Source organism: Listeria swaminathanii (assembly GCF_014229645.1).
Classification (GTDB): Bacteria; Bacillota; Bacilli; order Lactobacillales; family Listeriaceae; genus Listeria; species Listeria swaminathanii.
Genome location: NZ_JAATOD010000001.1, coordinates 1,383,088 through 1,407,295 on the forward strand (window position 1 = coordinate 1,383,088; position 24,208 = coordinate 1,407,295).

The 24,208-nt window shown below is 38.4% G+C and carries 19 protein-coding genes, 1 riboswitch and 1 other annotated feature; of the genes, 3 read left to right on the forward strand and 16 right to left on the reverse strand.

Translation table 11 applies throughout. From position 1 onward, the window contains the following. Positions 1 to 11: 11 nt before the first annotated feature. The 13 genes from HCX62_RS06850 to leuS all read right to left on the reverse strand — a co-directional run bounded on the left by HCX62_RS06850 (position 12) and on the right by leuS (position 13,126). Positions 12 to 365 (reverse strand): DUF4259 domain-containing protein, encoded by a 354-nt coding sequence (locus tag HCX62_RS06850; protein ID WP_008948010.1) that lies wholly within the window; start codon positions 363 to 365, stop codon positions 12 to 14. Between the two features lie 187 nt (positions 366 to 552). After that, positions 553 to 1,068, reverse strand: coding sequence for a hypothetical protein (locus tag HCX62_RS06855; protein ID WP_008948011.1), 516 nt, complete (start codon positions 1,066 to 1,068; stop codon positions 553 to 555). A 174-nt stretch (positions 1,069 to 1,242) separates the two neighbouring features. Then, positions 1,243 to 1,731 (reverse strand): CcdC family protein, encoded by a 489-nt coding sequence (locus HCX62_RS06860; RefSeq protein WP_185637917.1) that lies wholly within the window; start codon positions 1,729 to 1,731, stop codon positions 1,243 to 1,245. Between the two features lie 80 nt (positions 1,732 to 1,811). After that, positions 1,812 to 3,617 (reverse strand): ABC transporter ATP-binding protein, encoded by a 1,806-nt coding sequence (locus HCX62_RS06865; RefSeq protein WP_185637919.1) that lies wholly within the window; start codon positions 3,615 to 3,617, stop codon positions 1,812 to 1,814. Next, the gene (locus tag HCX62_RS06870; protein WP_185637921.1) at positions 3,601 to 5,370 is read right to left on the reverse strand and encodes an ABC transporter ATP-binding protein; all 1,770 of its coding nucleotides are present in this window, start codon (positions 5,368 to 5,370) and stop codon (positions 3,601 to 3,603) included. The genes HCX62_RS06865 and HCX62_RS06870 overlap by 17 nt, the downstream gene beginning before the upstream one ends. A gap of 372 nt (positions 5,371 to 5,742) precedes the next feature. Further along, positions 5,743 to 6,363 (reverse strand): cell surface protein, encoded by a 621-nt coding sequence (locus HCX62_RS06875; protein WP_185637923.1) that lies wholly within the window; start codon positions 6,361 to 6,363, stop codon positions 5,743 to 5,745. Between the two features lie 14 nt (positions 6,364 to 6,377). Next, on the reverse strand, positions 6,378 to 6,872 hold the full coding sequence (locus HCX62_RS06880; RefSeq protein WP_185637925.1) for a matrixin family metalloprotease: 495 nt from the start codon (positions 6,870 to 6,872) through the stop codon (positions 6,378 to 6,380). A 730-nt stretch (positions 6,873 to 7,602) separates the two neighbouring features. After that, positions 7,603 to 7,842, reverse strand: coding sequence for a hypothetical protein (locus tag HCX62_RS06885; RefSeq protein WP_185637927.1), 240 nt, complete (start codon positions 7,840 to 7,842; stop codon positions 7,603 to 7,605). Between the two features lie 105 nt (positions 7,843 to 7,947). Then, complete coding sequence (locus HCX62_RS06890; RefSeq protein ID WP_185481493.1) at positions 7,948 to 8,163, reverse strand: hypothetical protein; 216 nt, start codon at positions 8,161 to 8,163, stop codon at positions 7,948 to 7,950. Between the two features lie 147 nt (positions 8,164 to 8,310). Next, a complete protein-coding gene (tsf, locus tag HCX62_RS06895) occupies positions 8,311 to 9,195 on the reverse strand; it encodes a translation elongation factor Ts (protein ID WP_008948017.1) in 885 nt (294 codons plus the stop codon). A 79-nt stretch (positions 9,196 to 9,274) separates the two neighbouring features. Further along, positions 9,275 to 10,024 (reverse strand): 30S ribosomal protein S2, encoded by a 750-nt coding sequence (gene rpsB / locus HCX62_RS06900; RefSeq protein WP_003723971.1) that lies wholly within the window; start codon positions 10,022 to 10,024, stop codon positions 9,275 to 9,277. A 199-nt stretch (positions 10,025 to 10,223) separates the two neighbouring features. Beyond that, entirely contained in the window at positions 10,224 to 10,607 is a 384-nt protein-coding gene (locus HCX62_RS06905; RefSeq protein WP_185502354.1) for an ArpU family phage packaging/lysis transcriptional regulator, read from the reverse strand. Between the two features lie 107 nt (positions 10,608 to 10,714). Beyond that, positions 10,715 to 13,126 carry a leucine--tRNA ligase gene (gene leuS / locus HCX62_RS06910; RefSeq protein WP_185637928.1) on the reverse strand — a complete coding sequence of 804 codons (2,412 nt, stop codon included), beginning with the start codon at positions 13,124 to 13,126 and terminating at the stop codon, positions 10,715 to 10,717. A 73-nt stretch (positions 13,127 to 13,199) separates the two neighbouring features. Next, positions 13,200 to 13,401 (reverse strand) — a binding site (T-box leader). Positions 13,402 to 13,529: 128 nt separating this feature from the next. Between leuS and mnmL the strand changes: the two genes are divergently transcribed. Together mnmL and mnmM are read left to right on the forward strand one after the other, a co-directional pair. After that, positions 13,530 to 14,495, forward strand: a complete 966-nt coding sequence (gene mnmL / locus HCX62_RS06915; RefSeq protein WP_008948020.1) for a tRNA modification radical SAM protein MnmL/YtqA — start codon at positions 13,530 to 13,532, stop codon at positions 14,493 to 14,495. Continuing rightward, positions 14,492 to 15,070 (forward strand): tRNA 5-(aminomethyl)-2-thiouridylate-methyltransferase MnmM, encoded by a 579-nt coding sequence (mnmM, locus tag HCX62_RS06920; RefSeq protein ID WP_185637930.1) that lies wholly within the window; start codon positions 14,492 to 14,494, stop codon positions 15,068 to 15,070. Before mnmL ends, mnmM begins: the two co-directional genes overlap by 4 nt. Before the next feature lie 22 nt (positions 15,071 to 15,092). Here the strand turns inward: mnmM and asnB are convergent, their stop codons facing one another. Both asnB and metK read right to left on the reverse strand, forming a co-directional pair. Next, complete coding sequence (gene asnB / locus HCX62_RS06925) at positions 15,093 to 16,958, reverse strand: asparagine synthase (glutamine-hydrolyzing) (RefSeq protein ID WP_185637932.1); 1,866 nt, start codon at positions 16,956 to 16,958, stop codon at positions 15,093 to 15,095. Between the two features lie 136 nt (positions 16,959 to 17,094). Then, complete coding sequence (gene metK, locus HCX62_RS06930; RefSeq protein WP_003733235.1) at positions 17,095 to 18,294, reverse strand: methionine adenosyltransferase; 1,200 nt, start codon at positions 18,292 to 18,294, stop codon at positions 17,095 to 17,097. A 107-nt stretch (positions 18,295 to 18,401) separates the two neighbouring features. Further along, a riboswitch (SAM riboswitch) is annotated at positions 18,402 to 18,510 on the reverse strand. A gap of 184 nt (positions 18,511 to 18,694) precedes the next feature. On the opposite strand from metK, the gene HCX62_RS06935 reads away from it, so the two are divergent. Further along, positions 18,695 to 18,997: a hypothetical protein gene (locus tag HCX62_RS06935; protein ID WP_008948024.1), complete on the forward strand. Its 303-nt coding sequence runs from the start codon at positions 18,695 to 18,697 to the stop codon at positions 18,995 to 18,997. A 49-nt stretch (positions 18,998 to 19,046) separates the two neighbouring features. On the opposite strand, the gene HCX62_RS06940 is transcribed toward HCX62_RS06935, so the two are convergent. Next, entirely contained in the window at positions 19,047 to 24,182 is a 5,136-nt protein-coding gene (locus HCX62_RS06940; RefSeq protein WP_185637934.1) for a LapB repeat-containing protein, read from the reverse strand. Between the last annotated feature and the right edge of the window lie 26 nt (positions 24,183 to 24,208).

The following is a 24,208-nucleotide window of genomic DNA, read 5'->3' on the forward strand; positions in this document are numbered from 1 at the left end:
ATTTATTTTCTTTACAGTCTTTTTTTTAGGGCATCTATTTGTTTTTGCACAGCTATTATAATTTCAGGATTATTTCCCCACATATCTAAAAAATCAGAATCTGGTTCAATCATTAACGTTAATAAATTAATTAGTTTCTCGACTATTTTATCTAAATCAGCATAGTAGTCAACTGGCCAAATATACGATTTCCCAAGTGTTTCTACTATATACGAAACCGCTCTAATTCGATCATAATCATATTCATTATTTTCAACTTCTTCTACAGTCTGGATTATAAAATCGATATCCACATGTTTCATAAACTCCCCAAACCAATCTGCCGCTTCATCACTATCCCAAGGCTCAGAACCCCAAGCGCCCATTGCAATTCACCTCTATATTACTTTATTTCACCTATTAAGTAGCATTTCTTAAACAAAAAAACCGAAATAAAAGGGCTTTTAACTGAAAAATAGCAAGCAAATGTTATATTGCATTTTTATGGCAATACACATTATGTTTTACTTTTATCTTTTCAATTGATAGTCTTTTATTTCGGTTTCTTTATTATCAGGAAGCTGTATCAGTTGTGATGCTTGAAGGATTAAGTCCTGCATCTTTTAATACGCCAGCAATTGCTTCGTCCGCTTTTGCCATTGCTTCGTCTGCTTTAGTTGTATCACGACCACTAGCTTTAAGTGCGTCTGCTTCTAATTTGTAAGCATCACTTAATTGTTTCACAGCTGCTTTGAAATCATCTGTGTATTTACCAAGGTCAGGTGTTTTTTCGCTAGCAAGTGCTTCAGATACTTTAAGTGCTGATTCACTAGCTGGTTTTGCAAGAGCTGCAAGGTCCGCTTCAGCTGGTTTAGGATCTGCGCCAACTGCTCCTACATAAGCGTTGTAATCGCCATTGTTTTCATTAATAACGTTTACTAAGTCCATGTAATAATTTAATACGTTGTCTTTATCGCTGGTTGTTTCTTTGCTTGTGTCTTCTTTTTTGTCTGAACTACTAGAACCAGAACATGCCGCAAGTGACAATCCTAATGCTAAAGTTAAAACAACTAATAACCATTTTTTCAAGATGATGTCCTCCTTTTTTTCAAGCCAAACTCGGAAGCCCTTTTGTAACTGGCCGCGTCAGTCTCGGATATGCTTCACCCATCCGGCAAGTTAACATTACTCACGATGTAACATTATTCATTATAAGCTATTCATATGGAATAATTCAAGCTGTTTTAGAAAATGCTTTCACTATTATTCATACTCTCCGCTTACCTCTACTTTACCAAGCTCTTTTTCGGTATTTTTATATTGGAAATACATCACAATTCGCCACGGTACAATCATTGCAAATGCCATTATCCAGAACATTCCAGATAACTCGCCCACTTCTAAACTACCACTAATCCAGTACTTAATAAAAATCCGAATCAGTAATAGTCCCATTAAAATAACAGGAAAAGCTTTTGTTCGCTTAATAAATACGTACTTATGACGAATTTCGAATTTGGTTGTCCAAATTAAAATAAGCGAAAACACAAGCCCCATTGCAATAGCTTCTAAAATATCTACCCCTGAAACACGGAAAAAAGGAACAACAAACATGAGCGCACCTGTCGACATCATAATTGGTGGTATGATAATCCCTTTCACACTTGCTGGTCGTTTCGATGCTTTCATTCGAATCATGATAATTCCGGCTCCAAAAACAAGTGTAATGATAATTGAAATGATTAATGACACTTTTAATTCCCCCTACTAATCTGCTGTAACACTTCGCTCCTCATTATATTCCTTTTACCGTTTGAAATAAACTTCTCTGCTTAAAGCGCTTCGTCTAAATCCATTCCGCTATTTTGTAATTGATACATCGAATGATACACCCCTTGTTCTGCAATCAAACTGTCATGTGTACCACGCTCAATAATTCTTCCTTTGGATAAAACTAAAATTAAATCGGCATCCTTAATTGTCGAAAGTCGATGCGCAATCGCAATCGTCGTACGTCCTTCTCTCATTCGTTTTAATCCAGTTTGAATTAAGCTTTCTGTTTCTGTATCAATATTCGCCGTTGCTTCGTCTAACACGAGAATTTGCGGATTCGTTACAACCGTTCTAGCAAACGAAATCAGTTGTCTCTGTCCACTTGAAAATGATGCCCCACGCTCAATCACTTTATGTTTGTATTGATCTGATAACGTTTGAATAAAGCCATCTGCTTGAACAAATTTCGCGGCATCCACAATTTGTTCATCGGTAATATTTTTATTATACAACCGAATATTGGTATTAATATCCCCATAAAACATAAAACTATCTTGCAATACTAGACCCGTTTTCTTGCGCAATTCAGCAATTTCGTGCGACTTAATCGATTTACCATCAATCAAAATATCACCACGTTCAAATTCATAAAAACGCATCATTAAATTGATAATCGAACTTTTCCCACTCCCCGTATGACCAACAAGCGCAACCGTTTGGCCAGGTTCCGCCGTAAAGCTAATGTTTTTCAGCACATCACGTCCGCCTTCATAAGCAAACGAAACATCTTTAAACTCAATTTTTGCGCGCGTAATTTTCGCTTCTGGATCATTTAATTGGGCTGGCACTTCTTCAGTTTCATCCATAATGCGAAATACCCTAGATGCAGCAGTAATTGCTTCTTGATACATTGCAAGCCGCTCCATTACGTTATAAATCGCTTCTAAAAAACGGTCAAAATAACTAATAAACGCATAAATTGTCCCAATTGCTACTGGCCCGATTAAAGACTCAGCCCCGAAGAAACTAAGAATAATCACAACCGCCAGTGCATAAATCAAATCAATTGCCGGTCCCAGTAGTAACGCATTAAATTTAATATTCTTCATACCAACGTCATAGTAATCTTTGTTGATTTCCTCAAATTCTTTTACTAACCGACGCTCTTGATTAAATTGTTGCACAATCGACATTCCCGAAATCGACTCAGCAATTTTTGCGTTTAATTGGCTTAATTTTTCTCTTCGTGCCCGGTAAAACTGCGAACTATATTTCCGGTAAACGAAGATAATAAAGACAATCAGTGGGAATAAAAGCAAGCTATACAGCGCTAATTGCACATTGAGCGCAAACATCGCCGCATAAATCCCAACAAGCATAAATAAACTTTGAATCGCTGTAGAAAGTACGTTAATAAACATATCTTTCACCGCTTCGGTATCATTTGTCACACGCGAAACGATACTCCCAGCAGGCGTTTTATCAAAATAACGCATACCGAGCGAATGCAGTTTCGTAAAAATATCAATCCGCATTTGTTGAACAATTTCAAGCGCAATTTTTTGGAAGAATAGCAACTGAAAATACCAAACAACCGATTTCCCTATTGTCAGTCCTAAATACCCCGCTCCAAGAATGAGCAAAGCTTGCATCTCTAAATTCATTGGTGTTAAATAATCATCCAAAAATATTTTAATCAAAATCGGCGCGAATACATCCGCAAGCGTTACGAGGAGAACAAGTACCCCAGTCCAAATTAAACTTGGAATATGATATTTCGTATAACTAAGCATTCGTTTTAATACTTCGCGATGTTCTTTACCGGACATCACTAACATTTCATCTTGCTCATTCATCGCTTCCATCTGCCGCACCCCCTTCTTCCAACGCCTCTTCCAGCTGTTGCTCATGGAACATTTCCGCATACCAGCCATCTAAAGCCATAAGTTCCATATGCGTTCCCCGTTCCACAATTCGCCCTTTATCAATCACGATAATTAAATTCGCATGTTCAACAGAGCTAAGTCTGTGTGCGCTAATGATCGTCGTTTTATCAGAACGATTCTCTTTTAAATTAGCTAAAATTTGTTCTTCTGTTTTCGCATCAACCGCCGAAAGTGCATCATCCAAAATGAGCAATTCCGGGTTCATTATTAAGGCACGTGCAATCGCAAGTCGTTGCTTCTGTCCACCCGAAAGTGAAACACCACGCTCTCCAACAACCGTATCATAGCCATTTTCAAAACCAAGAATATCTTCATCAACTGACACAAGTTGCGCGATATTGCTCACTTCTTCTTGTGGTGCGTCTGGTTTCCCAAAACGAATATTATCTCGAACTGTTGTCGAAAATAAAAATTGATCTTGTGGCACATAGCCAATCGCTTCTCTTAACGCTCGAACCGTGTAATCTTGAATTTTCACACCAGCGAAAGCAATTTTGCCCTCATACGTATCATATTCACGCATTAAAAGTTTTAATAAGGATGTTTTACCAGCACCCGTCCGACCAACAATGCCCAGTGTTTCCCCAGCCTTTAATTCAAAATGAATATCTGACAAAACTGGTTCACTTTCATCCGGATACGTAAATGCGTCCATTTCTACTTGTAAGTCTCCAACTGGAACCGTATCAAGCGCACCATCTTGGTCAAGCACATCTTCTTTTTCTGCAAGTAAATGTTGCACCCGGTCATAAGACGCATTCCCGCGCTGAATAATATTGTATAAGAATCCAAATGCCAACATCGGCCAAATTAACAAGAATAAGTAATTCGAAAACGCAATCACTTGCCCAATAGTCAGCTCCCCGTCTACAACAAATTTCGCGCCAAATCCGAGGGAAAGCACAAACGAAATCCCAACAATAATCGAAATCATCGGATCGAACATCGCATCCACTTTCGCGACAGAAATATTTTTTTGAACGACTTCTTTTGTTTGTTTCGCAAAATCTTGAATATCCTCTTTCTCTTGCCCAAATGTCCTTGTGACTTTAATTCCGGAAATACTTTCTTGTGTTTTATCATTTAACATCGAAAAAGCTGCTTGCGCCCCGTGGAAGCGGTCGTGTAACTTTTTACCTAGAATCGAACTTCCGAGTACCATAAACGGCATTGGAAGTAATGCAATCAAGGTTAGGCGCCAGTCAATCGTGATCGCCATCGTTGCAATAACCGTTCCTCCTGTTAAAACAGAATCAGATAAAGTCAACACACCAATTCCCGCCACTTGTTGAATCGCGGTAATATCATTTGTCGCATGTGCCATTAAATCTCCCGTACGATAACGCTGGAAGAAAAACGGCGACATCTTCGTAAAATGTTCAAATAATCGTAAGCGCAATGTTCGTTGTAATTTATTATCAGAACCGAAAATCAACATCCGCCAAACGTAGCGACCTCCATATGCAAGAATCGCTGCCACAATGAGAATAACCATCCATTTAATTAATTTGTCTTTTGTCAGCGAGTCGTTCGTCACGGCATCGACCGTATAGCCAATAATCTGCGGCGGAACTAACTGCAAAAGCGCAATCGTAAACAAAATTGTTACTCCAAATGCATAAGATTTCCAATTTTCTTTAAAAAACCAGCCTAATGCTTTATATATTTTCAAACAACAATCCCTCCCTTTTTTCCTTAAAATTGGACAAATAAAAATAATGGACCTATTTCTGCCCATTATTACCCGAAAAAATATATTTATTTGTCACCACTTTGTATAAAATAAAACCAAATTAAAGGAGAGCTCCCTTGTCCCTGAAATGGTCCGGTGAAATAAATTCTATTTTTAAGCGCAATAATGCCTTGTTTGAAGTCTTCATATAATTATTCATCGTCCATTCCTCCTTTGTTTTATTATGCAACGTTATTAGTTTAACCGATTTTTTTTGAAAGCGCAACAAATAATTGCAAATTGTTTAAAAATTATTTTTATTACGCAAAAGAAAAGCATAACGATTATCATACATATCGTTATGCTTTCTACTTATTTTTCTTCTGAAACTACTTGATTTTCAACCGCTTCTTCATAAAGCTCAAATTCTTCGGTTTTGACAACTTCTTTTTCTGTATCAATGTTTTTTGTTTTCTCATCGAAGGAAATAGTCGAGTTCCCGCCTGCTACAAGCAAGGATCCATCGTCTTGAATATATGCAGTAAAGATGTATACTTTGCCTAATTCTGGTAGTTGGTCATCTTCAAATACATCATAAGCAGATCCGTCTTCACGAATGCCACCTTGTTTTTCAAGTGAAACTTCTTTATTAATCGTTAATTCATTTTTTAAATTAGTAATTACTTCAACTTTATAATTCGTGTATGCGTCACCAATATAAACAGTCGAGCCATCTTCTTGTTCCATTGGTGTTTTATTTTTATAAATGGTTCCTGTTTCTTCTGTTACCTTCCCTACAAAAACGTAATCCGCATCGCCAACAACTTCATTCGGATTATCTACATCAAGTGTATAATCGGAATAAATAGCATATGTCGGTATTTCCTTTTTCTGTGGTTCCGCTTTCTCGGCATACGTATTTACTGTTAAGAAACAGCCGACGCCTATAATACTAATTACTGAAGCGATGATTCCCATAGTTGTTTTTTTCAATTTGAGTGCCCCTTTTAATATTTTTTATATGCTGCGTCATACGAAATTTTATCATTCGTGGATAAATTTGTTTTGGATGTACTATATTGATACATAACATCTGTAGAAGCATTATGAGCCAAGCGCAAACCATGTCCCAGTTCATGAGTAGCAACGTTTTGCTTGCCAGCATTATTTTTCTTATCCATATTCTTTTTGTTAAAAGTGATTTTCCCATTACTATACGTTGTTGCATTTATATTATTATTTGCTGAAATATCACTACAATATACATCCGATTTATTCGTTGCAGATGCAGGTCTAATTACACCTTTTTTATACGCATTCCATGTATTTGCCCCTGATCTAATAAAAGACATATATTTCGAATTTCCAGAGTAATCCATGTGCTTACTTGAATCTACTAAGTCCCAGCCATTGATTTTTGCTGCCGCACTCGCCTCTTGCCCTGGAAGTAAAACCGTCCATAAACATACAAACGCTAGTAACAATGCTACAATTTTCTTCATTCCTGTCGCTCCTCTTTGTTAGTAATAGTTGAATTAAGTGAAACTATAAACATACGATGATAAAAATAAAAAGATTTATACCATGTCTCCCTTTAAATACCGTTTCTTTCACCTGTTTTGCATTTTTTAAGGTCGTTACCTCTAACCGATTTACCAACCTGCCGTCTTGATACCGCATATTTAGCATCAAAATCCCCATCAGCAATTCGTCGCCAGTTAGTCTGTTAAATAACAAAACCGTACTAAAATGCTCCCCCCTTTTTATTCACCTCACTTTTTTTAGAATAGATTATAAAAATAGGCTGATGATTAACTATCCTATTTAAATCATTATGCTGAAAACAGATGCCCCTAGATTTCTTTAAACTTTTCTTGTACAAAAAAATTGTACCATGAAATACTCATGTATAACCAAAAATGTAATGAAATGCCCTTTTCATGTCGCGAATGACTAAAAATAGGTCTTAATTAGTATGATTATTACTCTTTTTGAGCTAAAACTTTAGAAAAAAAGATATTTCCACTCATTTTAGGTTGATTATTTCCTTTTTATACATTTCGTTTGTAATACTTCACTAAATGTTCATAAAGCTCGTTTATCACTTAAATATTTAATACCGTTAACTACTTAAACATATAAAATCTTATATTTTCATCGCATAAATATTCATAACTAGTATATTAAACTTTGATAAATAAAAAAACCTCGATGACGTGTCGAGGTTTTCAGCTATATACTAATAATTATACTCACTAACATAACTACTATTCCGAGTAAAAATGCCACAGCAAAACCATACCATTTCTCTCTATAGGTGGCAATCGCTGAAACTACATAGACAAGCAAATAAAACAATTGTAGCCAGAACGGTGAATCTAATCCTTCTTTCGTCTGTATCATCGTCCACAAACTATTTAGTAAAAATAGCATAAATAAACCAATTAAAACAATCTTGATGATTTTTTTCATGTTGCTCTCCCTTTGCAGTTAATATTCTCTTTTTCAAGTATAGCAAAAAAATGATGGATGTTAAACCATTTTAGTGAGGAAAAGCTACATAGCTAAAATTTACTATTAGTATGGATCAAAGTTATTAAGCAATACTAAAATAGCGATAATAACTAGATCCACGCGCAAAACATCTTTCTTATCTGCCATACAAAAAGCATGGATCAAGCTTCCTAATATCAAAATTGGCCAAAATAACCTCTCGTTGGTGATAGAAGATACAAATGCCAATAATAACATCATAATTAATAAGGCGTATTCTATTACTTTAGATTTTCCCATCTGCTATTTCTCCTTCGTAATTGGTGAAGTTCGTGTCGGTACTATTTAATTATATCAAATAAAATGAATGTATAACCAAAGAAGAAAATAAAAAACCCCGCATTTCCTAAGAAAATGCGGGGTTTTAGTAATCAATTTAAAATTGACTTATTTTTTCACTTGGCTCATTACTTCTTCAACAAAGTTATCTTCTTTTTTCTCGATTCCTTCGCCTACTTCGAAACGTACGAATGATACAACTTTACCACCGCTTTGTTTCACGTAGTCGCCTACAGTGATGTCTGGGTTTTTAACGAAAGGTTGGTCTTCTAAGGAAATTTCGCTTAGATATTTTTTCAAACGGCCTTCTACCATTTTTTCAACGATATTAGCTGGTTTGCCTTCGTTTAATGCTTGTTGAGTTAATACTTCTTTTTCGTGTGCAACTTCTTCAGAAGAAACATCTTCACGAGAAATGTATTTAGGGTTGATTGCAGCGATATGCATAGCAACATCTTTTGCAACTGTAGCATCAGTAGTTCCTTCAAGAAGTGTAAGAACACCAATACGTCCGTTCATGTGGATGTATTCGCCAAAAGCAGAGTTGTCCGCTTTTTCTTTTACTTCAAAACGACGAAGGGAAATGTTTTCACCGATTTTTGTAATTGCTTCAGTGATGTAATCTTGAACAGTTTGGCCATTAGGCATTTCTGTTTTAAGTGCGTCTTCTAAGCTATCTGGACGTACTGCAAGAATTTGTTTAGCTAAAGCGTCAACTAATTGTTGGAAGTTATCGTTTTTAGCAACGAAATCTGTTTCAGCATTTACTTCAAGTACTACTGCATGTTTTTCATTGCTGATTACATGAGTCATACCTTCAGAAGCTACACGATCAGATTTTTTCGCAGCTTTAGCGATTCCTTTTTCACGAAGATAGTCAATTGCTTTTTCCATATCTCCTTCTGTTTCTACAAGTGCTTTTTTACAATCCATCATACCAGCACCAGTTTTTTCACGTAATTCTTTTACCATTTGAGCTGTAATGTTAGCCATTTATTTTCCCTCCAATTTTTCTCTTTAAAAAAGGTGATAAGAATAGTGCCTTATCACCTTGAAAGTTTCAAATAAAATCTTATGCTTCAGTAGTTTCTTCTGTAGCTTTTTCTTCTACAGGAGCAACTTCCGCTTCCGTTAACTCTTCCCCTTGGTTCACTTCAATGATAGCGTCAGCCATTTTAGCAGTTAATAATTTAACCGCGCGGATAGCGTCATCATTTGCAGGGATTACGTAGTCGATTTCATCCGGATCACAGTTTGTATCAACAATACCGATGATAGGAATATGAAGTTTACGAGCTTCTGCAACCGCAATACGTTCTTTGCGTGGGTCAACGATGAATAATGCATCAGGAAGACCTTTCATGTCTTTGATTCCGCCTAAGAAGCGTTCTAATTTTTCTTGTTCTTTTTTAAGAAGGACAACTTCTTTTTTAGGAAGGACTTCAAAAGTTCCATCTGCTTCCATTCTTTCGATTTTTTTAAGGTGTTGAATACGTTTTTGAATAGTTTCAAAGTTAGTTAAAGTACCACCTAACCAACGATGATTCACGAAATATTGTCCAGAACGGATAGCTTCGTCGCGAACGGATTCTTGAGCTTGTTTTTTAGTTCCTACAAACAGGATAGTTCCGTTGTCGCTAGCTACTTCACGCATGAAGTTGAAAGCTTCGTCTACTTTTTTCACTGTTTTTTGTAGGTCAATGATATAAATACCATTTCTTTCTGTGAAGATATATTTCTTCATTTTTGGGTTCCAACGACGAGTTTGGTGGCCGAAGTGAACTCCTGCTTCGAGTAATTGTTTCATTGAAATAACAGGCATGTGTTATTCCCTCCTATTGGTTTATTTTTTGCGGATAACCGCCCTCCGCATGGATCAACCAGCTGAAAAACTTAAGCGAACAAGTCGTTAAGCACCTTCTCAGTCTGTCACCGTGCGTGTGTGATTTAACACTGTTTCCTAATATACCATAAAAACGTATAATATGCAACCTGTAATACGTATCTTCTTTCGTCTACAACTACTTTTTTTCTACAATAATTTCGAGTTCCTCGGCTAAAGCTAGTACAGCTTGTTTTTTTATTTTTTTATATTGTGCACTTTTATAAGGTAATTCTATTAAAGTTGTATCATCCTTTTGCTTGTCAACATAACATTTAACTAAAACATAACGATGAAGCGGATTCATGGTGTTTAGTATTTCTATATATAGCTTTACTAAACTACCTATCGCTGTTAATTCGACTTGGCGTTGATTATTAGTTACTTCTAAAATACCATCAACTCGCAGTTTTAGTTCATTTTTACTTCCTAAAAGAAAAACCAAATATTGAAACTCCTCAAAAAAACTTTTTACATTTTGGACAGTTTTAATGTAGTCTATATTGTTTTTCGTTGCAGACACCCCGTTTTACATTAATACTAGCAAAATGAGCGCTTTATTTGTTATGCACGTTGCGTAAGAAAAAAGCTTTGAAATTAGCAGTTATACTAATTTCAAAGCTTTCTCAATCAATTCGCAACAATATTTACAAGTTTCCCTGGAACGACAATCACTTTACGGATTGTTTTGCCTTCTAGGTTTTCTTTCATTTTGTCGTCTTCTTGTGCGATTTTTTCTAGTTCTTCTTTTCCAAGAGATTTGGCAACGGTGATTTTGCTTTTTACTTTGCCGTTGACTTGGAGAACGATTTCTACTTCATCTTCTACTAGTTTGGCTTCGTCGTACGTTGGCCAAGCTACGTAGCTGATTGTTTCAGTATGACCTAGGATTTCCCATAGTTCTTCTGCTAGATGTGGTGCGATTGGTGATAGTAATTGAACGAAACCTTCGACATATTCTTTTGGAATCGTGTCTTGTTTGTATGCTTCATTGATGAAAATCATTAGTTGGGAAATGCCGGTATTGAAACGTAGATTTTCGTAATGATTTGTTACGGTTTTCACCATGTGATGATAGGCTTTTTCCAAATCAGTATTCGCTGTTGTTGTAACTTTTTCGGCAAGTGCGCCTTCTTCTGTTACTAGCAAGCGCCAAATGCGGTCTAGGAATTTACGTGCTCCTTCTAGGCCGTTTTCATTCCAAGCGATAGAAGCTTCTAGTGGGCCCATGAACATTTCGTATAAACGAAGCGTATCTGCGCCGTATTTTTCTACTACTTCATCAGGGTTAACGACATTGCCTCTTGATTTGGACATTTTTTCATTATTTTCGCCAAGAATCATGCCTTGGTTAAATAGTTTTTGGAACGGTTCTTTGGTTGGAACTACGCCGATATCATACAAGAATTTATGCCAGAAACGAGCGTAAAGCAAGTGAAGTACAGCATGCTCTGCCCCGCCGATGTAAACGTCAACTGGAAGCCATTCTGCTAGTTTTTCTTTATCCGCAATTGCTTCGGTATTTTTTGGATCGATGTAGCGTAAGAAATACCAACTTGAGCCAGCCCATTGTGGCATGGTATTTGTTTCACGTCGCCCTTTACGGCCATTTTCGTCTGTTACATTTACCCAGTCATGCAGGTTGGCAAGTGGAGATTCGCCTGTTCCCGATGGTTTGATTTCCGTTGCTTTTGGCAAAAGTAGTGGTAGTTCTTCTTCTGGAACAAGTGTCGATTCGCCGTCTTCCCAGTGGATAACTGGAATTGGTTCGCCCCAGTAGCGTTGTCTGCTGAACAACCAGTCGCGCAAACGGTAGGTGATTTTGCGGCTACCGATGCCTTCTTTTTCTAGCCAATCAATTGCAGCAGTGATGGCTTCAGCTTTAGCTAGTCCATTCAAGAATTCTGAGTTAATGTGTGGACCGTCGCCAGTGAAAGCTTCTTTTGTTACGCCGCCACCTTCAAGTACTGGGCGAATATTCAAGCCGAATTGTTGTGCGAATTCAAAGTCGCGTTCGTCATGTGCTGGTACGGCCATAATTGCGCCCGTTCCGTATTGGATCAATACGTAGTCAGCAATCCAGATTGGCACTTCTTCGCCGTTGATTGGATTAATTGCATAAGCTCCTGTGAAGACACCTGTTTTATCTTTTGCAAGGTCGGTTCTTTCTAGTTCGCTTTTTAGTTCTACTTGTTTTTTATATGCTTCTACTGCTTCTTTTTGCTCCGGTGTAGTGATTTTTTCAATAAGTTCATGCTCAGGTGCAAACACCGTATATGTTGCGCCAAAAAGGGTATCTGGGCGTGTTGTGAAGACGTTAAACGTTGCATCACTACCTTTGATTTTAAAAGTAACTTCTGCGCCTTCTGAACGGCCAATCCAGTTACGTTGCATGTCTTTGATATTTTCAGGCCAATCCACTAGATCAAGATCATCTAGCAAACGATCCGCGTACGCGGTAATTTTAAGCATCCATTGGCGCATTGGTTTACGGAAAACTGGGAAGCCTCCGCGTTCACTTTTGCCATCGATAACTTCTTCGTTAGCTAGTACGGTTCCAAGCGCTGGGCACCAGTTTACAGCGATTTCTGCTTCATAAGCTAGGCCGTTTTCATATAGTTTTTCGAAAATCCATTGAGTCCATTTATAATATTCAGGATCTGTTGTATTGATTTCGCGGTCCCAGTCGTAGGAAAAACCTAATGATTTAATTTGGCGAGTAAAGTTCGCAATATTAAGTGCGGTGAATTCTTCTGGATCATTACCAGTATCAATCGCATATTGTTCAGCAGGAAGACCAAATGCATCCCAGCCAATCGGGTGAAGTACATTCTTCCCTTGCATCCGTTTCATTCGAGACAAAATATCAGTTGCTGTATAACCTTCTGGATGTCCTACGTGAAGACCTGCTCCAGACGGGTAAGGAAACATATCAAGTGCATAGAAGTTTTCTTTATTTTTATCTTCGGTTGTTTTGAAAGTGTTATGTTCACTCCAATATTGTTGCCATTTCGGTTCCATTTTTTTATGATTAAATGTCACTTTACTCATCCTCTTTTCCTTAAAATATCGAATTTTGGCTACAAAAAAACCCCTACATCCCAACGGCTTATCGCCATGGGACGAGAGATGCTTCTCCCGCGGTACCACCCACATTAGTGTTTGACCACTCAACTTATCAATTCCTTAACGCGGAAAACGGGGATACACCCAAGCTCCATGGTAAGTTCATCCAGATTTTGTGACTGACTTGCACCAACCGTCAGCTCTCTTAACATCAAAATATGCAGATTACTACTCCAATTCATCGCTATTTCGCAAAATTCATTAGCTTTATTGTAGCTGAATTTCATTTTTTTAGCAAGCGCTCGGAAGATTTATCTAACTTTCCTACTAAAATGTGCTAAAATGAATGGAGAATTTCATTTGAAGGAGTCTAAAACTAGTGAAACAAACGAATCCATTTGTATATAGTAATGATAATAAAAGATATCATACGTGGAACTACTGCTTGCGGGAAGAATTTGGTCAAAAGACGTATAAAGTGGCGCTTGATGGCGGCTTTGATTGTCCGAATCGTGATGGCACGGTCGCGCACGGCGGTTGTACATTTTGTAGTGCGGCAGGTTCTGGGGATTTTGCCGGCAACCGCGCACTTGATTTAAAAGTGCAATTCCAGCAAGTTCGCGACAAAATGCAAACGAAATGGAAAGATGGGAAATGTATCGCTTATTTCCAAGCTTTCACGAATACACACGCCCCCGTTGCCGAGTTACGTGAGAAATTTGAAACTGTTTTGAATGAGCCAGGTGTAGTTGGGCTTTCGATTGCGACAAGACCGGATTGTTTGCCAGATGATGTGGTGGAATATTTAGCTGAGTTGAATGAACGTACTTATCTATGGTTGGAGCTTGGTTTACAATCCGCCCATGATGAAACTGGGCGCTTAATTAACCGAGCACATGATTATGATTGTTATGTGGAAGGCGTGCGCAAACTCCAAAAACATAATATCCGCATTTGTACCCACATTATCAACGGGCTTCCAAAAGAAACACCAGAAATGATGATGGAAACAACACGGAAAGTAGTAGAAAGTGGCGTTGATGGTATTAAAATCCATTTGCTTCATTTATTAAAAGGAACGCCGATGGTAGAAGATTATAAAAAAGGTGACTTAGAATTTTTAACGCGTGATGGTTATGTGAACTTAGTAGCTGATCAACTCGAAATCTTACCGCCAGAAATGGTTATTCACCGGATTACTGGTGATGGTGGCGTGGATGATTTGATTGGACCAGTTTGGAGTTTGAACAAATTTGAAGTTCTGAATGCGATTGATGCGGAATTGGTACGCAGAGATAGCTGGCAAGGGAAATTGTATCAACCTGTGGAAGTGAATGCAAAATGAATTTGCGCGGCATTCTCCCCTTCGCCCATGATACGCTCCGAAAAGTAGTTCGTTCTGGAGATTACGTGGTGGATGCGACTTGTGGTAATGGGCATGATACGCTTCTGCTAGCAGAACTAGTCGGCATCAATGGACATGTGCTTGGATTTGATATTCAACAACTGGCGATTGATGCGACGAACACTCGGTTAGAAAATGCGGGTGCCAGTTCGCAAGTAGAACTCGTATGTGCTAGCCATGCGCGCATTCCGGAATATACATCAAAACCGGTTCGTGTCGCTATTTTTAATCTTGGTTATTTACCTGGTGGCGACAAAGAAATTACTACAACTGCTGATTCTACGTTAGAAAGCATTGGCCATTTAATGGAGCTGCTTGAAGTTGGTGGCGTCATTATTCTCGTTATTTATCACGGCCACCCTGCTGGAAAACAAGAAAAAGATGCTGTCGTGACTTTTTGCGAAGCTATCCCCCAACAAGATTTCCATGTATTATCTTACAACTTTATTAATCAAAAAAATGATGCTCCATTTGTCATTATTATTGAAAAAAGAAAACCTAGACAGGCTAATTAATCGCTTTGTCTAGGTTTTCTTTTTATTTTTTAAAATCGTATTTGTCTGCTACGTATACATCATACCAAATCATGAAAATAACGACTGTCCAGATTTTACGACTGTAATCGAATTTACCGGCACAGTGGTCGTCTAGTAAGTCTAGTACATATTGTTTGTTAATTAAATGATCGGTTGGTGATTCTTTAATGATGTTTTTAACCCAAGCGTTCATTTCGTCTTTTAACCAGTGACGAATTGGTACTGGGAATCCTAGTTTACGGCGGTTAAGTACGTGTTCTGGTACAAATGTTGCTGCCGCTTTACGTAAGATATATTTGGTTGTTCCATTGGTTGTTTTCATTGTATCTGGAATATTTCTTGCCACGTTGTACACTTCTTTATCAAGGAAAGGTACACGGACTTCCAGCGAATTAGCCATCGTCATGCGGTCAGCTTTGAGAAGAATATCTCCGCGAAGCCACGTATGAATATCAATATACTGCATTCTTTCTACAGGATGATAATTTTTTGTTTCCGCATAAAATGGATCTGTAATGTTCGTATAGTCATGACCAGCTTGATATTTTGGAAGTAAAATTTGTTTTTCTTTTTCGGTGAACATTTTGGCGTTTCCGATGTAGCGTTCTTCCATCGGCGTTGTTCCACGTTCTAAGAAACTTTTACCACGCATTCCTTCTGGCATAACACGCGCTACGTTATTTAACAAGGATTTAAATACGCCTGGCATTTTGTTAAACATCGCAAGGGAATTTGGTTCGTTATAAATATTATAACCGCCGAAAAGTTCATCTGCGCCCTCACCGGATAATGCTACGGTTACTTGTTTACGCGCTTCTCTTGATAAGAAGTAAAGCGGAATAGCAGCCGGGTCAGCTAGTGGATCATCCATGTGCCAAACAATTTTCGGTAGTTCTTTCATATATTCTTCTGGTGAGATAACATAACTAATGTTTTCTACGCCAAGTTTGTCTGCTGTTTCTTTTGCTACATCGATTTCACTGAAACCATCGCGTTCAAAACCAACTGAGAATGTTTTGATTGCTGGGTGGTATTCTTTGGCAATTGCTGCAATAATTGATGAATCAATGCCACCAGATAGGAACGATCCGACTGGTACGTCAGAACGCATATGCATTTTAACAGAATCATACATTACGTCACGGACTTCTTTAATCCATGCGTCTTCTGATTTAGTTACTGGTGCAAAAGATGCTTTCCAATAAGTCGTAATTTCCATTGGTTGTCCAATTTTTTTCGTGAACTGATGTCCTGGCTCTATACGTTTTACATTTTTAGTTAAGGAATCTGGTTCTGGAACAAATTGGTACGTCATATAATTTTGTAATGATACTTCATCTAATTCTTTTTCTTTTAACGCATGTAAAATGGATTTCTTTTCAGAACCCATGAACAGTTTGCCGTCTTCTTCTGCGTAGAAAAATGGTTTAATTCCGAATGGATCGCGTGCGCCGTAAACAAGTTCTTCTTGTTTGTCCCAAATAACAAAACCAAACATCCCGCGAAGGCGTTCTGCTGTTTTTTCTTTGTATTTCGCATATGTAGCGATAATTACTTCGGTATCACTTTCGGTTTCAAATGTCATTCCTTCAGCAACTAATTGCTCGCGGAGTTCCACATAGTTATACACTTCTCCATTAAAAATAATCCAGTAACGTTCATTTTCATACGTTAACGGTTGATGACCGTTTTCTACATCAATAATACTTAAACGGCGGAAACCAAACTGCACGTGATCATCTGTGAAGTATCCTTCATCATCTGGCCCACGGTGCGTAATCATACTATTCATTTGTCTAAAGGTTTCTTTATCAGCGCCAGTAATTTCTGTAATGCGGTCATGTACGCATCCTACAAATCCACACATGGTAACATTTCTCCTCTATATAGATAATCATTTTATCTTTTTTTCACAACGTCTATCATATCATAACTAGACGCTCTTTGCACTGTTTACGAAAGAAAAAAACCGAACATTTCTGAGAGGAAATGCTCGGTTAGACTTATTTTACAATTAATTTTTTCAATGCTTCTGCTTTATCGGTTCTTTCCCAAGGTAAATCAAGATCGCTACGGCCAAAATGACCAAAGGCGGCTGTTTGACGATAAATTGGGCGGCGCAGGTCTAGCATATGGATAATGCCAGCTGGTCGTAAGTCGAATAATGCATTTACGCCATCGATTAATTCTTGTTCGGAATAGTCACTTGTTCCATACGTATCAATCGAAATCGAAACCGGACGCGCAACGCCGATAGCATAGGCTACTTGTACTTCTACTTTTTTAGCAAGTCCAGCAGCTACGATATTTTTCGCAACATATCTTGCAGCATAAGCGCCAGAACGGTCTACTTTGGTCGGATCTTTACCAGAGAACGCTCCCCCGCCATGACGGGCATAACCACCGTATGTATCCACGATGATTTTACGGCCAGTTAAACCAGCATCGCCAAGTGGGCCACCGATAACAAAGCGGCCAGTTGGGTTGATAAAGTATTTCGTATCTTCATCTAAGAAAGAAGCATCAATCACTTCTGGGAAAAGATGCGTGTGCAAGTCTTTCGCAATTTGTTCTTGTGTGATATCAGGATGATGTTGAGTTGAAACAACAATCGTATCAATTCGAACTGGTTGATTAAATTCATCATATTCGACAGTTACTTGTGTTTTCGCATCTGGACGCAAGTAATCTAATTTATTTGTTTTGCGTAACTCGGTTAATTTGCGAGCTAAACCATGCGCTAAGAAAATCGGTAATGGCATTAATTCTTCTGTTTCGTCTGTTGCAAAACCGAACATTAAACCTTGGTCTCCTGCTCCGATTGCTTCAATAGCAGCGTCAATTTCGTTGCCACTTCTGGATTCTAACGCTTCGTCTACGCCTTGTGCGATATCTGGTGACTGCTCATCAATTGCCGTTAAAACAGCACATGTTTCTGCATCAAAGCCATATTTTGCACGGGTATAGCCGATTTCTTTAATAGTATCGCGAACGATTTTAGGGATGTCTACATAAACAGACGTCGTAATCTCTCCCGCTACTAATACTAAACCAGTCGTCACCGTGGTTTCACAAGCTACACGCGCGTCCGGATCTTTTGAAATAATTGCATCTAAAATTGCATCAGATATTTGATCTGCAATTTTATCTGGATGTCCATCAGAAACCGATTCTGATGTAAATAGATGACGGTTTTTAGCCAATTTTAATTTCCTCCTTTAGTTCTCTCCAAATACGTCTCATATAAAAAGCCTCTCCCTATTTTGCACAAAACGCGCACGAATAGAGAAAGGCTATAATTATACCTTTGCTCTCATCGTTCAGGAGATATTACTCCTGCAACAGATTAGCACCTTTCACATATATGTGTAGGTTGCTGGGCTTCAAAGGGTCAGTCCCTCTACCGCTCTGGATAAGAGATAAATTTTAATTCTAAGATAGAATACCATAAACTGAGGCCAGATGCAATAATAATTCGATTTTGAATTCATTTCCACCCGTTGAAAATGACGTTCAATTATTTTTCACTTATCATTATTTCCAACCTGTGGTATGATAGATGGATAAAAAAGATGTTTTACTTAACTAAAGGAGATTGTATCTATGAGTTTAATTCCGCTATCCTTGATTATTTTTCTTGGGTTTTTAGCAGTTGTATGTCTATTTGATTTTGTTTTTCGTTTATATTGGTTTAAATATTTTCTAGCAACAATGGGATTAATTGCAAGTGGTGTCGTATTTTTCATCAGCTTTTACGGCGGTGGGATGTCACAAACAGAAATAGCAATTGCCATTTTTATCGGCTCATTTGGTGAATATGTTGTATCACTTATCATTAGTCTTGTTCGCTTTATTTCCAAAAAATCAAAAAAACCTAAACAAAAGAAAAAAGCTAAAACAGCCTAAAAAGCTAGCGACATGTAAAGATGAAAATCTTTCACGTCGCTAGCTTTTTTTATTTGCGTCTAATGAGAATGAATGAAGTGGCTAAAAGTAACATGCCGACTATCACTGGAAGATTAGTTGTTTTATCCCCTAATGCCGGGATACTTACATTTGTTGTAGTTGTATTCGAATCGTTAGGATTTACTGTAACATTGGTATTTCCACCGTTTGCCCCGTTATTGCCGTTATTCGTATTATCGCCACCATTATCTGGGGTTGGCGGAGTTGGTGGAACTACTTTTTTCTCTACCGTAATAGTTACATCTAAGGTTTTAGCTTTATTCCCATCTGCATCTACTGCATTTAAATGAATGGTGTATGTTCCTGGTTTTTCTAGCACGCTCGGATCAAAGTCTGTCGTGATTTTTGAGCCATCATCTGTTGTAGCATGAATGTCTTGTAAAAATTCGGCTACAGTTTTTACTGTTCCCACCGGATAGCTGATTTTCTTATCCGCTGAAATTACTGGTGCTATTGTATCTTTTACGTGAATCGTTATTTCTACAGGAGTTGCTTGGTTTCCTGCTGCATCAACCGAGTAAAGATGGACAAGATAATCGCCTGATGTATTTACGATAGCGGGATTGTAGTCTGTTGTGATTTTTGAGCCGTCATCTGTATTTGCGCCTACTTTGGCAAGAAGTTGTTGCTCTGTCATTGGTGCGCCGCGCTCGGCAGTTATTTCTTGACTAGTTGTTTTTATAACAGGAGCGATAGTATCTTGGACTAATACGTTTACTCTGAGCGGTAATGCATTGTTACCACTTTGGTCGGTCGCATGGAGCAAGACTTCGTAATTCCCTGTTTTCGTTAAATCAATTTTCGAAAAATCAGAAGTTATCGGGCTATTATCACTTGTTGCCGCGTTTATATCTGTGTAGAAAGCTTGCTCTGCTTTTGTAATACCTCTTTCGTAAGTGATTGATTGGTCGGCTGTAATGATTGGCGGTATGGTATCTTCTACTTTCATCGTCACTTTAACCGGAGTTGCTTTATTTCCACTTGCGTCTTCTGCATTTAATGTGACGGTGTACGTTCCAACTGTATCAAGATTTTTGCTATCAAAATCAGTTGTAATCATAGAGCCATCATCCGTTGTAGCTTCAATATCAGCTAAGAAATCAGCTTCATTTTTATTTATCGTTCTTTCATAGGTGATTGTATTTAGCGCGTTGATGATTGGGCCTTTTGTATCTACTACTGTAATCGTAACTGTCACAGGATCCGCTTCATTATTGCTTTCGTCTTTGGCATTTAATTCAACGGTGTACGTCCCTTCTTGCGCAAGAACGGCTGGGTCAAAATTGCTCGTGATGGTGGAGCCATCGTTTGTTATTGCATGAATATCGCTTAAAAATTGTGTCGCGGTTTTGCTGGTTCCTTTTGCATACGTTATAGTTGTGTCGGCTGTGATTACTGGTTTTTCTGTATCGGCAACGGTAACTGTAATCGTGACGGGGTCCGCTTTGTTGCCACTTGGGTCTACTGAATTTAGCGTTACTGTATAAGTTCCCGCTTTATCCAGATTTACGGCAGTTGCGAAATCACTCGTAACCGGTGTGCCATCATCTGTTTTAATTGCTAAATCAAGGAAGAAGCCTGTTTCTTGTTTCTTTTCCCCGCGTTCATAGGTGATGCTTGTTGCGCTAGATGAGATTACTGGTTTTTGTGTATCTTGAACAACGACAGTTACTTTTACTGGCAAAGCGTAGTTACCATTTTCATCAACGGAACTTAACGTTACTTGATATGTCCCTACTTGTTTCAAACTATTTGGGTTGAAATTGGAAGTTACTGCTGAACCGTCATTTGTTGTTGCGTTTACATCAGCTAAAAAGGCACTCGCAGTCTTCGTCGTTCCTTTCTCATAAGTGATGGTTGCGTTAGCCGTGATTACTGGTGGTGTTGTGTCGCGTACGGTAACTGTGACTGTCACTGGATCGGATATATTTCCACCTGTATCTGTAGAAGTAAGCGTCACATCATAATCACCCGGCGTATTTAAATCTACTGCTGTTGCAAAATTAGAGGTGATTGTCGAGCCGTCATTTGTTGTAGCATGGACGTCCGTTAAGAAATCAGCAGCCAATTTGGTTATCCCTTTTTCATAGACGATTGCGTCATCTGCTGTGATTACCGGTGCAGTGACATCTTTTATGGTGACGTTTACTGTTCTTGGAATTGCTGTATTTCCGCTAATATCATTCGCATTTAATGTGACTGAGTAAACCCCTGGTGTATCAAATTTCACTTTATCCGCAAAATCGCTTGTTATTGTGGCCGGCTCATCTGTCGTTGCATGAATATCAGCTAAAAATTGCGTTTCTGATCGCGTATTTCCTTGGTTATAACTTATTGCTTCATCCGCACTTAAAATCGGTGCTATCGTATCTTCCACTGTTACGACGACATACACCGGATTAGACTGGTTGCCAGCTGCATCGGTAGCTTCCACTAAAACCGTATAATCGCCCGGTGAATCCATTTGCACCATTGTATTAAAATTGGTTTTAATGATTGCGCCGGCTTCACTTGCCACATTCACATCTTTTAAAAAGTCATCTGCGGTTTTCTTCGTATTCAGTTCATACGTTATTTTGTCATCCGCTGTCACGACTGGCGCTTGTCTATCAACGGTAAATGCTTTTTCAGAGGCTTCTGATGTATGTCCAATTCTGTCAGCCGCTGTTACTGATAATGTATAATTGCCGTCATTCAACGTGGTTAGGTCAATTGGTACTGGGGTTTGTACGCGAATGGTCGCGCCACTTTCTTCCGCACCTTGTTTTATAATGAGGCCATTTTCGTCTTTAATAGCCCAATTGATTTTATACACTCCCGCACCGTTAATATCGTCTTCTGCAATGACAAGTGCGGCAGTTGGGTTGTATTGTTTCATATTGACAGAAAGTACTTTTGGATTGCCAACGTCAACAACAGCGACACTCACTTGTACACTTTTAGCTGTGTAGCCACTTGCTGGATCAAGTGATGCTGTCACATAGTAAACACCTGGTGCGTTCCAGTCAATTGGATTTTCAGGGTCTTCTGTTAGTTTTACATATTTCGGATCAATCGACACGCTATCCATTGTTTCTGCATAAATATGAAAATGTCCTTCATTTCGCACGTCAGTTATGGAGGTATATTTCCCTGCCGCTAGCGCTACGCTCGTCACATCAATGACAGCCGTTTCATCAGCTGTGGAAGTAGCAAGTGTAATCTCTTTATCAATCACTGCGGTCTTTGTGCCTTCTGTTCGTTTAATTGCCGCATCAACAGTTATTTTACCATCTTCTACCGCCGTAACAACATACGTCACCGCGTTGGCACTATCTAAGCCATTAAAAGCATGGACAAAGCTAGCAGGAATTACATCTCCCACTTGAAATGCCCCGTGACTATCGGCATAACTTTTCTCCAGTTTTGGCGTTTGAAGTGGGTGAACCAATTGAATATTCCGCGTACCAGTTGTTTTATTTCCACTTTCTGGTAAATATTCAACTTGATATAGTTGCTGCTGCACTCCCACCGTATATAAATCAAATGTGTTTTTAGTAATTAAATCCGTGACATCTGATGAATCAATTCCAGAGTAAGCTCGCACCCCTTCTAGTTCATCAAAATCAGCACGACGCTCCCCTTGATAAAAGGCTAAAATTGGATTGCCGGTATCGAGCACTGGAGCTGGTTGCAAATTAAATTCCGCAAAAATCATCGCGCCTTTCGGGTTGACATCATACGTATTAGGATATTCTAAATTTTGGATATAACCATCATTATTTAAACCGTCATAACTAAAGAATCCATCTACTTTATTTCCAACGCCATTAATAATAGTTGTCAGCGAATTATGTTGATCTGTTCTTAAGATTTGGCTATCCGTGACACTTAAATCACTACCAAGTGCTAAATAATAGCCGTTATTTTTGCTTAGTGGTTCACTACCAAAAATACTTTCTTCCGCATGTGTGCTACCACCGAGAAGCAAGCCTTTTCCGTCACTATAAATCACACTGTTGAGCGTCGAAGAAGAATTCATTGCCATTTTTTTCGTTTGAACTACTTGTTCTGTCGCGATATTAACTAACGCGATATACCACGTGGTCGGTGTGGACATGACAACATATACATTTCCGTCGCCACGATCTTCCATAAATACATATGGGGAAGAATTCGCTAAAATTTCAGGAACCGAATCAAACAAAGTAATTTCATTATAATTATTTTCTGATTCGCGAATAGACATTTTAAGTTGATTGGCGCCATTTACGTCCGCGTTGTATACCATCAGCCCTTTATTATCTACTTTAAGTACATCAGTGCGTTGATATTTGGCCCAGAAAGTCGAATCTAAGGGATTAAATTCATTTTTAGTAATTGATAATGACGAAGGATCAATCGTATAACGAATGAATTGTTTCCCTTGCGCTGCATATCTAGCCGAAGCAGACATGGTTAGTGTGTTCCCTTCCATTTGAATATCCATAAAATAGACATATGTTAAATCTGAAGTGGATGGAACTGCATAACTAACATAGGATTTATGCGCGATTTGGAAATTACCGTTCGCATCAATTGATTTTACAATTAATGTACTACCACCTGAATCTCCGTAGTAATTGACTACCTCTCCACCGACATAAAAGGTCGATTTACTCGAGTTAGTTGTAATTGACTTATAGGAACTTGTCCATTTATCAGCAGCATATTTTGAATTGAAGTTTTTGTCTTCATAGTTAACAACACGTGCCCACTCCACTTTCTTAGTGGTTCGATCGACACGCATGATAATTCCTTGATCACGATTTGGAATATTATTTAATTGCCCATTTTCATTTAAAATGGGGGTTCCTTGTATGTATTGCCCTTGCACGGTTCCAATCAAAATAATATCGCCATCCGAGGTTAATTCAAAGTCCTCGTCAATCGATAATTTCCCGTTATTTTGATCGCTAATAGACATATCTACCTCAAAATTAGGTAGCACTTTTCCTTCTGTAGATTGAAAACGATTATCCGATATTTCTGGTGAGATGTCATCTGGCGAAATATCCCCCACCGATTTTGCCTCTGCCTTTATTCCAATAAAACAAAATAAAGACAGTAAAAAAATCGTCGTAGCAGCAAAAATCTTCCTTTTCATTTATCCCCATCTCCCTTTGAGACAAC

Excerpts from the sequence above, each read along its gene's own strand:
- HCX62_RS06890 (WP_185481493.1), bottom strand. The coding sequence starts at position 8,163 with ATGGGAAAATCTAAAGTAATAGAATACGCCTTATTAATTATGATGTTA.
- HCX62_RS06865 (WP_185637919.1), bottom strand. The coding sequence starts at position 3,617 with ATGGAAGCGATGAATGAGCAAGATGAAATGTTAGTGATGTCCGGTAAA.
- asnB (WP_185637932.1), bottom strand. The coding sequence starts at position 16,958 with ATGTGTGGATTTGTAGGATGCGTACATGACCGCATTACAGAAATTACT.
- rpsB (WP_003723971.1), bottom strand. The coding sequence starts at position 10,024 with ATGCCTGTTATTTCAATGAAACAATTACTCGAAGCAGGAGTTCACTTC.
- mnmM (WP_185637930.1), top strand. The coding sequence starts at position 14,492 with ATGAATTTGCGCGGCATTCTCCCCTTCGCCCATGATACGCTCCGAAAA.
- HCX62_RS06850 (WP_008948010.1), bottom strand. The coding sequence starts at position 365 with ATGGGCGCTTGGGGTTCTGAGCCTTGGGATAGTGATGAAGCGGCAGAT.
- tsf (WP_008948017.1), bottom strand. The coding sequence starts at position 9,195 with ATGGCTAACATTACAGCTCAAATGGTAAAAGAATTACGTGAAAAAACT.
- HCX62_RS06880 (WP_185637925.1), bottom strand. The coding sequence starts at position 6,872 with ATGAAGAAAATTGTAGCATTGTTACTAGCGTTTGTATGTTTATGGACG.
- HCX62_RS06935 (WP_008948024.1), top strand. The coding sequence starts at position 18,695 with ATGAGTTTAATTCCGCTATCCTTGATTATTTTTCTTGGGTTTTTAGCA.
- HCX62_RS06940 (WP_185637934.1), bottom strand. The coding sequence starts at position 24,182 with ATGAAAAGGAAGATTTTTGCTGCTACGACGATTTTTTTACTGTCTTTA.
- HCX62_RS06885 (WP_185637927.1), bottom strand. The coding sequence starts at position 7,842 with ATGAAAAAAATCATCAAGATTGTTTTAATTGGTTTATTTATGCTATTT.